We start from the raw sequence: 12,388 nt of genomic DNA, 5'->3' as shown, positions 1-12,388 counted from the left end.
CCGACCGGAGTGAAACGAGGATCGATAAGATTATGCTTGAAATAGAAATATTTAGAGCGTCGGTCTGATCCAATCAGATCGATGCTCTAAATAACCCGCCGTCCCTCTCGCCAAACGGTGCGGATGATCGGAACGTGATCGGCAATCTGCACACGAACCAGATCAGCTCGCTTGCCGGCAACAATCTCGCCGCGATCCTCCAGCCCCACCGCTTTGGCGGGGTTGGCGGAAACCAGACGAATGGCTTGAGGAAGCGAGATATTCTCGACGACATCAGCGAGAAAAAACGCCGACTGCATCATGCTGGCCGGGATATAATCCGACGATATGATATCGAGATGCCCGGCTTCGACCAGCTCGCGCGCAGACACATTTCCCGAATGCGAACCGCCGCGTACGACATTCGGCGCCCCCATAAGCACCGACATTCCGGAATCTTTTGACGCTTTCGCAGCTGTATGTGTCGTGGGAAATTCCGCGACGCGTATTCCCTGTGCCTGTGCTTCCGCGACATGCTCTGTCGTCGCGTCATCGTGGCTCGCCAGAATAACCCCGCGCTGGTGGCACAATTCGGCAATCGCCTTGCGTGTCGGCGCGGAATATTGCTGGGACTGCCCAATGCGCCGCTCGCAATAAAGCCGGAACTCTTCTTCCGAGAATTTCAGCTTGCGAATAAAATATGTCTTGTAGGTTTCGATATCCGTAAACTGACGCTGCCCCGGCGCATGATCCATCAGCGATACCAGCCTGACCAGCGCCTGATTGCCAAACTGTTCGAAGGCAGGAAGGCAATCGGGTGCCGAAACCTCGCAACGCAAATGCAGGAAATGGTCGGCGCGCAGACGGCCCGCATCGCGGCCTTCGGCAATCGCCGACGAAAGCTTGCGCATATCGTCGATACCCGTCTCGGCGTCATCATCGAAGCCAATGCGTAATGCGTCGAAAACGGTGGTAATCCCGGAGGCAGCAATCTGTGCGTCATGCGCCTGCACGGCGGCAATCGGGTTCCAGCGCACCTTGGGGCGCGGAGCATAGTGTCCTTCGAGATGATCTGTGTGCAGTTCCACCAGTCCCGGCGTCAGGAAGTCGCCTTCCATATCTTCGCCAATACTGGAGGTGCCGGTAGAGATATCGGCGATCTTGCCGCCGACGAGCTTCAGAGAACCGAGAACGACATCGTCGGAGAGCACGATACGGGCGTTGCGCAGAACCGTTTCATTTCCCATTGCTTACGGCCTCCCAACCGCTCGTGAGGCCCGAGCAGACGCAACCTTGCCACCGGTCAGAGGATGCAGCGAATGAATCTCGAAAGGAGCCCCTTTCTCAGGTTCCACGAACAGCGCGAGATTCGCAACCTCTACGGCGTCGTCCAGCAGCGGCGTAAAGAATTCGTCCAGCGTCCGCTCCACGCGAGCGCGGTCTTTCTCCTCAACCGGGCCGGTCAGGGTCATGTGAAAGCGGAACTCCTCGTAAACATAAGGATAGCCCCAGCGTTCGATGTTGTGCCGCTGTGTCTCGCTGAGACGCTCCGGCCGCCGCTTTGCAATTTCCGCCTCAGTGAGCGGTGCGCGAAACCGGTCGAAGGCAACGACAACATCATTGGCGAGCTGGTTTAGCTCAGCAACCGGCTCTTCCGGCACGAGAGCGAAGAACGGGCCAATTGCATGCAGCTTCAAACGGGGAATGACGACCGGTGACGCCGACGATGCGAAATGCATCAATGCGGAAAGCAGGTCATTTTCAGTATGTTCTTCATCCAGACGGAACGGCGCTTTCATGGTCGCATGAAAACCATAACGGCGCGGCTCTTCGGTCAGCTGGGCGATTTCAGCGGTCGCGAGCGAGCGAATCGCAGGCATCTTGACCGGTTCCCCGCTGAACGCATTGCGCCCGAGCCAGTTTGCGGCAACCTTCAAAAGCGCATCATTGGATGGCGGCGTGAAATAAATCGCATAACGCATGTCAAATCCTTGGCTGAGGTTCGCTACACGGCGTCAGCGGAACTCCAAAATATCAGGTAATGCATCGTGCTTTTGAAAAGCTATCCCGATTTTGAGGGCGATGCAGTCGGGGGATGCTTACACAATGAATGTGGCAAGTCGATAAAGGCTGGATGACTACCGACAAACCAATTTTACATAACGGCAAATTAGTATAGGCGTTAGCCCCATTGGAAGTGAGGAGACTGACATGGGCGGATTTGCGTCTATCGGCGAATGCATGATCGAGCTTTCAGGCAATGAAGGCGATCAATGGCGCATGGGTTTTGCGGGTGATACGCTGAACACCGCCTGGTACATGCGGGCGCTGATGGAGAAATCCTACCCTGTCGAATATGTGACCGCTTTCGGCGAAGACAGCTTCTCCCAGAAGCAGCGCGTATTCCTGACATCAAATGGAATCGGAATCGCCCATAGCCCCATTATTGACGGGCTTCATCCCGGTCTTTACGCAATCACGCTCAACGGCGCCGAGCGTTCCTTCACCTATTGGCGGAGCGACGCCGCCGCAAGGCGTCTCGCCAGCGACCGCGAAGCCCTTGAAAAAAGCCTGACCGGCCGTGACATCATCTATTTTTCGGGCATTTCAATCGCCATCATCCTGCCCGAGCATCGCGACACATTTTTCGATGTCTTGCGGGAGTGCCGTGCCGCCGGCTCAAGAATCGCGTTCGATCCGAATTTCCGCCACCAGCTCTGGCCCGACCGGAAAGTTGCGCAGGAGATCATCAGCGAAGCGATGCGCATTGCGGATATTGCCCTACCCACATTTCCCGATGAACAAGCGCTCTTTGGCGACAAGGATGCCGCTGCTTGTGCAGATCGCCTTGCCGCACTCGGCGTGAAAGAGATCGTCGTCAAGGACGGCACCGAACCGGCTCTGGTCGTCTCCGGCGATGAAAGTGTGTCAGTACCGTCCGTTGTGGCGCAAGCCGTGGACACCACCGGCGCTGGCGACAGCTTCAACGGTGCCTATCTTGCTGCGCGATTGAACGGGCTTGCTCCGGTGGATGCAGCCCGCAAGGCGCATCTGGTTGCAGCGCGTGTCGTTGAGATACGCGGCGCGCTCGCTCCGATGGAAACCGCACGCGCCGCTTTTGCTGATTGATTATTTTTCGCGTGAAAAGCTGAAATGGCTGGTCTGGGCGTAAATCTCACCCGGACGCAATATTGCCTGCGGGAAATACGGATATTCCAGCGATCCCGGCCATATCTGCGGCTCAAGACAGAAACCCGCGTGTTTTCCGTAAGGCTTGCCCATCAGGCCGATGCAATCATTGGCCATGGTGTTGCCCGCATAGAACTGAACGCCCGGTTCTGTCGTTGAGATATCGAGACGAATACCGGAACGAGCGCCCTTGACCGACGCGCATGGGCGCAATGGTCCCCGCGCTGCGGTCAGGCAGAAATTGCTGTCATACTGGACCTGACTGCCATTCTCCTCAAAGCGAATCGGACGGAACTCCCGGAAATCGAAAGGCGTTCCTTTGACCGGCAGAACGCGTCCGTCCGGAATGAGAGCATCATCGACCGGCATATAGGCGTCGGCGTCGATCTTGAGCTGATGATCGAGAATATCGCCCTCGCCGCCATCATCGAGATTGAAGTAGCTGTGATGTAGCAGGTTACAGACGGTCGGCTTGTCGGTCACCGCTTCCAGCCGCACGATGAGCGTCCCATCCCCGGTGAGCATATAGGTGCAGCTGACATTCAGGTTGCCGGGAAACCCCATCTCGCCATCGGTTGCCACCGTCGCAAGCGTCACGAAATCCAGACCGTTTCCGGTTATCTTCCAGACGCGATTGCCGAGCCCCTTGCTGCCGCCGTGCAGATTGTGGCGGCCCTGAAAATTTGGCTCTACCTCGTAAGTCGTTCCGTCCAGATCAAACCGGGCATTGCGGATACGATTGGCCGAACGACCCGCAATCGCACCCAGATGCGGTGAATGGGCCGGATAATCGGCAAAGTCGCGATAGCCGATCACCAGCGGAGCCGCATGGTCCTCCATGCGCAGATCCTGAATGGCTGCGCCCCAATTGATGATCCTGGCCGTCAGCGGGCCATTGGAGATCGTGAGCCGGTGAACCGCCTGCCCGTCCGGTGCATATCCAAAGATTTCCGAATTCACTTTTGCCCGCCTGTCAATGATGCAGCGATGAGATGCTCATGAAGCCGCATCATCGTGCAGTACGCAAGACACATCGTGATCAAATAATGATTTTGAACCAATCTTGATTGAATGCATGAACAAGTAGTTTTCACACTATTTTCTTCTGAAGAACCAATGATATCCTGAGCTATAAATTACTGTTTTTTATCGATAAATACTAAATTAGAGGCTTTTTCAATGAAGTCGAATTTCCAGAAAGTCATGCCTTATATTTTTAGTGAAGAAGGCGGATATGCAGACAATCCCGCTGATCCCGGCGGCGCAACCAATATGGGTATTACCATCGCAACCCTGTCCGCGTGGGACGGACATCAGGTATCGCCCGAAGATGTAAAGGAAATGACGCCAGCAACTGCCACGCAAATCTATCAGGCGCAATTCTGGAACAAGATCGACGGAGACAACCTGCCTTCGGGTCTCGACTACGCCCTGTTCGACTTTTCTGTCAATTCAGGTCCCGCACGCGCGGCAAGAATGCTGCAAGGTATTCTGGGCTTGCCCGAAGATGGAATAATTGGAGCCCAGACGGTTGCGGCCGCCAATATGCGATCTACCGACGAGGTCATCAATGCTTTGTGTGATGCACGCGCATCCTGGCTGGAAAGGTTGTCTACAGCCTCGACCTTCGGCAAAGGCTGGCTCGCCCGTGTCGAACGGGTGCGTTCTCGCGCTCTGGCGCTCGCAGCCAACGCGCCCATCATCCATGCCGCAGGACCGACGAATGATATCTCACCCAAGGCCCGTCAGGGCGATATGGCCGTCACATCTGTTTTGAAGCACCCGGAAGCTTTGGGGACAATGGGGAGCGTGACATCAGGCCTCGTGGCAATTGCATCGGGGAATGGCCCGGTGCAATACGCACTGGCAATTGTGATGATCGCCTGTGCTGCGGTTGGTCTTTGGTATTTTGTGCGGCGCGTCAGAAACGAACCCTAGCCCAGTTGTAATAACTCAGTTTTGAGAATATTTCCAAAATTAGAGTTTGTCTTTATGTTGCGCTTCGTATGTTGCGCGCCTTATATGCGGTTTTGAAAGCTCGGTGACTATGAAAGTAATATGACTTTCCCTGTCACCGGAAAAACGCTAGACACGCGCAAACAGTCAGATGCGTGCCAACTGTGGCACCGCCATGAATAAAGGAATCGAAACTTGTCCTCTACTTTTGACAAAGTCGCCGACATCATCGCCGAAACCAGTGAAATCGACCGTGACACCATCACGCCAGATAGCCACACCATCGACGATCTGGGCATCGACAGCCTCGACTTCCTCGACATCGTCTTCGCCATCGACAAGGCTTTCGGCATCAAGATTCCGCTTGAGCAGTGGACCCAGGAAGTGAACGAAGGCAAGGTTCCGACCGAAGAATATTTCGTTCTCAAGAACCTCTGCGCAAAAATCGATGAGCTGGTTGCAGCCAAAAAAGGCTGATCAGGCACATAATATGGCGGTATTGAGGGGTGAACAGAAATGTTCGCCCTGATTCCGTTTCTGGTAGCGCAAATTTTTCGCGTGTCAGAGCAGTCTCAGCATCGACGGACAAACGGGACCCATGCAGAACAATAAAGTCGTCATCACAGGTATCGGCATCATCTCCTCGCTCGGCGAAGGGGTCGATGTGCATTGGAACGCTTTCTCGAAGGCTGGCACTGAGCCGCACCTCGAAAAGGAAGCCTTTGCGCCCTACACTGTTCATCCATTGGGTGAAGTGGACTGGAGCCTGCAGATTCCAAAGCGTGGCGATCAGCGCCAGATGGAAACCTGGCAGCGCCTTGGCACCTATGCCGCAGGGCTTGCTCTGCAGGATGCTGGCATGAAGGACGACGAGGCGCTTTGCGCGACCATGGATATGGTCGTGGGTGCCGGTGGTGGCGAACGCGACATCACCGTCGATATGCAGATTCTGGATGAAGGCCGCACTCGCAACGATCGCGGCGTCATGCTGAACGAGAAACTCTCGACCGAACTGCGCCCGACCCTGTTTCTGGCGCAGCTTTCCAACCTGCTCGCAGGCAATATTTCGATCGTCCACAAGGTGACCGGTTCTTCGCGTACCTTCATGGGCGAAGAAGGTTCCGGCCTTTCGGCTATCGAAACCGCAGCCGCGCGCATTCGCACGGGTCAGAGCACTCATGCGCTGGTTGGCGGTTCCTACAATGCCGAACATTTCGACATGATTCTCGGTCACGAGCTTGGCGGACTGCTCAAGCATGATGGCTGGGCACCGCTCTGGCAGCGTGACGGTTCGGCTGGCGGCGGCATGATTTCCGGTTCCGGCGGCGTGTTCCTTGTTCTGGAAAGCGCTGACCACGCAGCCAAGCGCGGTGCACGCGCCTATGCGGAAGTTGCTGGCATCGAAAGTGCACAGATCCGGCGCCACAATGCCGATCTCACGAACACCATCCGCGAACTCATCCTTGCAGCCAATGGCGGCAAGGACCCCTCCTATGTTGTTTCCGCTGCTTCCGGCGCCCATGAAGCGACCGGCGCGGAGAAAACCGCATTGGACGCTCTGTCAGCCACTTATCGCGGCATATCCGGCCTGACCGGTCATTTGCGCGAAGCGCAGTTCCCGCTGGCGCTGGCACTTGCGGCCATATCCGTCTGGAAAGGCGAGGCTTTTGCACCGCTGGATGCATCCGAAAAGGATGCCAGTGGCCCAATCAGCGAAGCAATTGTCACCGCAGTCGGAGCGACTCGTGCCGAAGGCGCAGCAAAGCTGGTGAGAGTATAAGATGACGAAGTATACAGACCATCTCGGCCGTCCCATTGTCGCCATCACCGGCGCAGGTGTGGTTTCCTCGCTCGGTCAGGGCAAGGAAGACAACTGGGCTGCATTGACCGGCGGAAAATCGGGTATCCATGCCATCACCCGCTTTCCAACCGACAATCTCAATACACGTTTCTCCGGAACGGTTGATTTCCTGGCCGAAAGCGATGTGGGCGCATCGGCGCTCTCCGAAGCGCTGGCCCGGCTCGCAGGTGAGGAAGCTCTTGCCCAGTCCGGTCTTTCGTCTACCGATTTCGGCGGTCCGCTTTTTCTGGCAGCTCCTCCGGTCGAACTGGACTGGAAAAGCCGGTTTGCACTTGATGCGACCGTGAAGAATGAAGGTCCGGCAAGCTATCAGCTCCTGCTGGAAGCATGCCGCCGCGCCCGTCAGAATGACCTCTTCAATACGACCCAGTTCGGCTATATCGCTGAACGCCTGTCGGAAGCTTTTGGCACGCGCGGCCTGCCGATCACGCTTTCGACCGCATGTGCCTCGGGTGCGACAGCGATCCAGCTTGGTGTCGAAGCCATCCGTCGTGGCGAAAGTGATCGGGTTCTTTCCATCGGAACTGACGGCTCCGTCTCTGCCGAAGCCCTGATCCGCTTCTCGCTGCTTTCGGCCCTTTCCACCCAGAACGACAAGCCGGAAAAGGCTTCCAAGCCTTTCTCCAAGGATCGTGATGGTTTTGCCATGTCGGAAGGGTCCGGCGCGCTGGTGATGGAATCACTCGAAAGCGCTGTTGCACGCGGCGCCAAGGTTCTGGGCATTCTGGCCGGTTGCGGCGAAAAGGCCGATGATTTCCACCGCACCCGTTCCAAGCCGGATGCTTCGCCTGCCATTGGCACGGTGCGCGCCGCATTGGCCGATGCCGGTCTGACCGAAGAGCAGATTTCCTATATCAACGCCCACGGCACCTCGACGCCGGAAAACGACAAGATGGAATATCTGGCGCTTTCGACCGTATTCGGCGACAAGCTTGCCTCCATCCCGGTTTCGTCCAACAAGTCGATGATCGGCCATACGCTGACCGCTGCGGGTGCTATCGAGGCCGTCTTCTCGCTGCTGACGATCCAGACGGGTACCCTGCCCCCGACCATCAATTATGACAATCCGGACCCGGCTATTCCGCTTGATGTCGTGCCGAATGTGAAGCGTCAGGCGGAGGTTTCTGCCGTGCTCTCCAACTCGTTCGGTTTCGGCGGACAGAATACGAGTCTTGTTTTGGCGGCAAATCCGAATTAATCGGTCCGACAAATACGAATTTTCCCATGATCCCGGACGGTTCGCCGTTTCCGGGATTATGTCTTGAAAAGGATTACTTCATGCGCGCCTTGCAGCTTCTCGACGATCGCCGCCTTGAAATCACCGATATCGCACCGCCGCCTGCCCCCGGCATTGGCGAGGTAACCGTGAAGATCAAGGCCGTTGCGCTCAACCACATCGACGTGTGGGGCTGGCGCGGCATGGCGTTTGCCAAGCGCAAGATGCCGCTGGTTATCGGTGCGGAAGCTTCAGGCGTTGTGGATGCTGTCGGCCCCGGCGTTTCCAATCTCCTGCCCGGTCAGCTCGTCTCGATCTATGGTGCGCGCACCTGTGGTCTTTGCCGCGCCTGCCGCGAAGGCCGTGACAATCTGTGCGAACATGTCGGCGGCGTGCATGGTTTCCATCTCGACGGCTTTGCCTGCGAGGCAGTGAACCTGCCTGCCCGTCTTCTCGTTCCGGCACCTCCCGGTGTTGATGCCATCGGCGCTGCCGTCGCCCCTGTAACCTTCGGTACGGTCGAGCATATGCTGTTCGACAATGCCAAGCTTGAGCCCGGCGAAACCGTACTCGTACAGGCTGGCGGTTCCGGTATCGGTTCAGCCGCAATCCAGCTTGCCAAGAAGATGGGCTGCACCGTCATCACCACAGTCGGTTCCGACGACAAGATCGAAAAGGCCAAGGCACTCGGCGCCGATCACGTCATCAACTATCGCGAAGACCGCTTCGAGGGCGTGGTGCGCAAGCTCACCAAAAAGAAGGGCGTCGATGTCGTCTTTGAACATGTCGGCGCAGACACCTGGGCCGGTTCGATGCTTTGCATGAAGCGCGGCGCACGTCTCGTCACCTGCGGCTCGACCTCCGGCGTCTCGACCAATATGAACCTGATGCAGCTCTTCCAGCAGCAGCTCAAGATTCTGGGTTCGTTTGGCTGCCGCATGGAAAACATGGCCGACGCCATGCAGAAAATGGCGCGCGGCATCGTGCATCCGGTCATCGACACCGTGGTCGGCTTCAACGATATCGACACGGCGCTGAAGCGCATGGAAGGCCGCGACGTCTTCGGCAAGATCATTCTCGAGATCGACTGAGTCGCCCACGTCCATGATGTTCAAGCTGAAACTTCTGCTCTTCCGCTGGACCCGCAAGCTGAAGCAGTTCAACTACTGGCTCTGGGCGCAGGCCGTCTTTCTGCTGCTTGGCCTGCTGCGCCTTTTTCCGGCGAAGGCTGCAATCAGCTTTTCAGCCAAGGTGGCCCGTCTGGTCGGGCCGCTGACGCCGCGCCACAAGGTTGCCACCGATAATCTGCGTCAGGCTTATCCTGAGAAAAGCGACGCGGAAATCGAGGAAATCGCCCGCGAAATGTGGGATTCGATGGCGCGCCTTTTCGCGGAATATATCTTCCTCGACGCCGTTTTCGACTTCGACCCCAACGCCACAACGCCGGGCCTGGTCGAAGTGGAAGGCATTCCGATTTTCGAACGCCTCCGCGACGAGAAGAAGCCGCATATCTTCTTCACCGCTCATACCGGTAATTTCGAGCTTCTGCCGATCTGCGCCGCCACCTTCGGCCTGAACGTTACGGCGCTCTTCCGCCCGCCAAACAATCCCTATATCGCCAACAAGGTTCTGAAGGCCCGTCGCACCAATATGGGCCATCTGGTGCCGTCGAAAGCCGGGGCTGCGTGGTCGCTTGCGCATATCCTCGATGAAGGCGGCAATGTCGGTATGCTGGTGGACCAGAAATTCCGCCGCGGTGTGCCTTCCACCTTCTTCAACCGCCCGGTGAAAACCAATCCGCTACTGGCCAAGCTTGCGCGGCAATATGATTGCGACGTCTATCCGGCACGCTGTATCCGCCTTCCCGGTGGACGCTATCGTCTCGAACTCTATGAGCGCATGGAATTGCCGCGCGACGACAAGGGCGAGATCGATGTTGCCGCAACCGCACAGCTGTTGAACGATACCGTTGAGACGTGGGTGCGCGAATATCCCGGCCAGTGGATGTGGTTCCACAAGCGCTGGGGATAGGATTCTTGCCCCTCATGTGCTAGGGGCTGGCCAAAGTTACGGAGATCACATATGCGCCCCATCGCCATCGCCCCGTCCATTCTTTCCGCCGATTTCGCCCGTCTTGGCGAAGAAGTCGATGCCGTGCTGGAAGCCGGTGCCGACTGGGTGCATATCGACGTCATGGACGGGCATTTTGTGCCGAATATTACTTTCGGCCCGCAGGTGGTGAAGGCGATCCGCCCGCGCACCAAAGCATTGTTCGATGCGCATCTGATGATTGCGCCCTGCGACCCGTATCTGGCACCGTTTGCCGATGCTGGCTGCGATCTCATCACAATTCACGCCGAAGCCGGTCCGCACACGCACCGTTCGCTGCAGTCGATCCGCGCTCTGGGCAAGAAAGCCGGTCTGGCGCTTAACCCGGCAACGCCCGCCGAAGCGCTGACGAACGTCATCGATGATGTCGATCTCGTCCTCGTCATGACCGTCAATCCCGGTTTTGGCGGCCAGAAGTTCATCACGCCGATGCTCGACAAGATCAAGCGCGTCCGCGAAATGGTTGGCGACCGCCCTATCGATGTCGAAGTTGACGGCGGTATTACACCGGAAACCGCAGGCTCGGTCGTTGCAGCAGGCGCCAACATTCTCGTGGCCGGTTCTGCCGTTTACAAGGGTAACTCCGTCGAGAGCTACCGCGCCAATATCGACGCCATTCGTGCTGCGGCTGAAGCTGCCCGCAATCGTTAAACTCCCACTTTCTACAGGATGCACCCATGATCCCGCGCTATTCCCGGCCTGAAATGGTCGCCATCTGGTCGCCCGAAGCGAAGTTCCGCATCTGGTTCGAGATCGAAGCCTATGCCTGCGAGGCGCTGGCGCAACTCGGCGTCATCCCGAAGGAAGCGGCGAAGACCATCTGGGAAAAGGGTAGCGTGGCGAAGTTCGACGTCGCCCGTATCGACGAGATCGAGGCCGTCACGAAGCATGACGTCATTGCATTTCTGACCCATCTGGCCGAATTCATCGGTCCGGACAGCCGCTTTGTGCATCAGGGCATGACGTCGTCCGACGTGCTCGACACCACGCTCAACGTCCAGCTCGTACGCGCTGCCGATCTGCTGCTTGCCGACATGGACCGCGTTCTGGAAGCCCTGAAGAAGCGTGCTTTTGAACACAAGGATACGGTCCGCATCGGCCGCAGCCATGGCATCCATGCCGAACCGACGACCATGGGCCTTACCTTTGCGCGTTTCTATGCCGAAATGGCGCGTGGCCGTGCCCGCCTCGTTGCGGCGCGCGAAGAAATCGCAACCGGTGCCATTTCCGGCGCTGTTGGCACGTTCGCCAATATCGACCCACGTGTGGAAGAATATGTCTGCGCCAAGCTCGGGCTCGAAGCAGAGCCGGTTTCGACGCAGGTGATCCCGCGTGACCGCCATGCAATGTTCTTTGCAACGCTCGGCATCATCGCCTCTTCGATGGAAAACATCGCCATCGAAATCCGCCATATGCAGCGCACGGAAGTTCTGGAAGCGGAAGAATTCTTCTCGCCGGGCCAGAAGGGTTCGTCGGCCATGCCGCACAAGCGCAACCCGGTTCTGACCGAAAACCTGACCGGCCTCGCCCGTCTGGTTCGCATGTCGGTAACGCCTGCGATGGAAAACGTGGCTCTCTGGCACGAACGCGATATTTCGCATTCGAGCGTCGAACGTGCCATTGGCCCGGACACCACCATCACGCTCGACTTCGCGCTCAACCGTCTGGCTGGCGTGATCGAAAAGCTGGTCATCTACCCGGATAACATGCTGAAAAACATGAACAAGTTCCGCGGTCTGGTGCATTCGCAGCGCGTGCTGCTGGCGCTGACACAGGCTGGCGTATCACGCGAAGACGCCTATCGTCTCGTGCAGCGCAACGCCATGAAGGTCTGGGAACAGGGTGCCGACTTCCTCGAAGAACTGCTCTCCGACGCGGAAGTACGCGCGGCCCTTTCCGAAGAACAGATCCGCGAAAAGTTCGATCTCGGCTACCACACCAAGCATGTAGATACGATTTTCAAGCGCGTCTTCGGTTGAGATTTCGGCTCTGACGGCCTGCAAATCGCGTCTTACTGCGCTTCCGGTGCTCACGTAGTTATTCTATTCGCATGGTCTTGTCCGAAAAGTCTGCAACTT

The 12,388-nt window shown here is 57.3% G+C and carries 12 protein-coding genes; 9 read left to right on the top strand and 3 right to left on the bottom strand.

From position 1 onward, the window contains the following. Positions 1-86: 86 nt before the first annotated feature. Both FG152_RS07215 and FG152_RS07210 read right to left on the bottom strand, forming a co-directional pair. Positions 87-1,226 carry an alpha-D-ribose 1-methylphosphonate 5-triphosphate diphosphatase gene (locus tag FG152_RS07215; protein ID WP_036586836.1) on the bottom strand — a complete coding sequence of 380 codons (1,140 nt, stop codon included), beginning with the start codon at positions 1,224-1,226 and terminating at the stop codon, positions 87-89. Between the two features lie 3 nt (positions 1,227-1,229). Beyond that, complete coding sequence (locus tag FG152_RS07210) at positions 1,230-1,961, bottom strand: DUF1045 domain-containing protein (protein WP_036586837.1); 732 nt, start codon at positions 1,959-1,961, stop codon at positions 1,230-1,232. Between the two features lie 229 nt (positions 1,962-2,190). Here FG152_RS07210 and FG152_RS07205 point away from each other — a divergent pair, with 229 nt between their 5' ends. Then, on the top strand, positions 2,191-3,108 hold the full coding sequence (locus FG152_RS07205) for a sugar kinase (protein WP_036586839.1): 918 nt from the start codon (positions 2,191-2,193) through the stop codon (positions 3,106-3,108). On the opposite strand, the gene FG152_RS07200 is transcribed toward FG152_RS07205, so the two are convergent. Next, a complete protein-coding gene (locus FG152_RS07200) occupies positions 3,109-4,128 on the bottom strand; it encodes an aldose epimerase family protein (protein ID WP_279721830.1) in 1,020 nt (339 codons plus the stop codon). Between the two features lie 219 nt (positions 4,129-4,347). On the opposite strand from FG152_RS07200, the gene FG152_RS07195 reads away from it, so the two are divergent. The 8 genes from FG152_RS07195 to purB all read left to right on the top strand — a co-directional run bounded on the left by FG152_RS07195 (position 4,348) and on the right by purB (position 12,289). After that, positions 4,348-5,106 carry a glycoside hydrolase family 108 protein gene (locus FG152_RS07195; protein ID WP_010661220.1) on the top strand — a complete coding sequence of 253 codons (759 nt, stop codon included), beginning with the start codon at positions 4,348-4,350 and terminating at the stop codon, positions 5,104-5,106. Positions 5,107-5,319: 213 nt separating this feature from the next. Next, complete coding sequence (locus FG152_RS07190) at positions 5,320-5,601, top strand: acyl carrier protein (protein ID WP_006466638.1); 282 nt, start codon at positions 5,320-5,322, stop codon at positions 5,599-5,601. A gap of 121 nt (positions 5,602-5,722) precedes the next feature. Beyond that, on the top strand, positions 5,723-6,904 hold the full coding sequence (locus FG152_RS07185; protein WP_010661219.1) for a beta-ketoacyl-ACP synthase: 1,182 nt from the start codon (positions 5,723-5,725) through the stop codon (positions 6,902-6,904). A 1-nt stretch (position 6,905) separates the two neighbouring features. After that, positions 6,906-8,183 (top strand): beta-ketoacyl-ACP synthase, encoded by a 1,278-nt coding sequence (locus tag FG152_RS07180; protein ID WP_010661218.1) that lies wholly within the window; start codon positions 6,906-6,908, stop codon positions 8,181-8,183. An 80-nt stretch (positions 8,184-8,263) separates the two neighbouring features. Next, on the top strand, positions 8,264-9,292 hold the full coding sequence (locus FG152_RS07175) for a zinc-binding dehydrogenase (protein WP_010661217.1): 1,029 nt from the start codon (positions 8,264-8,266) through the stop codon (positions 9,290-9,292). 13 nt (positions 9,293-9,305) lie between these two features. Continuing rightward, entirely contained in the window at positions 9,306-10,232 is a 927-nt protein-coding gene (locus FG152_RS07170) for a lipid A biosynthesis lauroyl acyltransferase (RefSeq protein ID WP_012092233.1), read from the top strand. Between the two features lie 51 nt (positions 10,233-10,283). Next, a complete protein-coding gene (rpe, locus tag FG152_RS07165; RefSeq protein WP_036582300.1) occupies positions 10,284-10,961 on the top strand; it encodes a ribulose-phosphate 3-epimerase in 678 nt (225 codons plus the stop codon). Positions 10,962-10,987: 26 nt separating this feature from the next. Next, positions 10,988-12,289 carry an adenylosuccinate lyase gene (gene purB, locus FG152_RS07160; RefSeq protein ID WP_036582303.1) on the top strand — a complete coding sequence of 434 codons (1,302 nt, stop codon included), beginning with the start codon at positions 10,988-10,990 and terminating at the stop codon, positions 12,287-12,289. Positions 12,290-12,388 lie beyond the last annotated feature (99 nt).

Source organism: Ochrobactrum sp. XJ1, assembly GCF_024701725.1.
GTDB lineage: Bacteria > Pseudomonadota > Alphaproteobacteria > Rhizobiales > Rhizobiaceae > Brucella > Brucella anthropi.
This window is presented reverse-complemented; position numbering and strand designations above follow the sequence as displayed.

Coding starts and splice junctions, on each gene's coding strand:
- FG152_RS07215 (WP_036586836.1), bottom strand. CDS start 1,226: ATGGGAAATGAAACGGTTCTGCGCAACGCCCGTATCGTGCTCTCCGAC.
- FG152_RS07210 (WP_036586837.1), bottom strand. CDS start 1,961: ATGCGTTATGCGATTTATTTCACGCCGCCATCCAATGATGCGCTTTTG.
- FG152_RS07205 (WP_036586839.1), top strand. CDS start 2,191: ATGGGCGGATTTGCGTCTATCGGCGAATGCATGATCGAGCTTTCAGGC.
- FG152_RS07195 (WP_010661220.1), top strand. CDS start 4,348: ATGAAGTCGAATTTCCAGAAAGTCATGCCTTATATTTTTAGTGAAGAA.
- FG152_RS07185 (WP_010661219.1), top strand. CDS start 5,723: ATGCAGAACAATAAAGTCGTCATCACAGGTATCGGCATCATCTCCTCG.
- FG152_RS07180 (WP_010661218.1), top strand. CDS start 6,906: ATGACGAAGTATACAGACCATCTCGGCCGTCCCATTGTCGCCATCACC.
- FG152_RS07175 (WP_010661217.1), top strand. CDS start 8,264: ATGCGCGCCTTGCAGCTTCTCGACGATCGCCGCCTTGAAATCACCGAT.
- FG152_RS07170 (WP_012092233.1), top strand. CDS start 9,306: ATGATGTTCAAGCTGAAACTTCTGCTCTTCCGCTGGACCCGCAAGCTG.
- rpe (WP_036582300.1), top strand. CDS start 10,284: ATGCGCCCCATCGCCATCGCCCCGTCCATTCTTTCCGCCGATTTCGCC.
- purB (WP_036582303.1), top strand. CDS start 10,988: ATGATCCCGCGCTATTCCCGGCCTGAAATGGTCGCCATCTGGTCGCCC.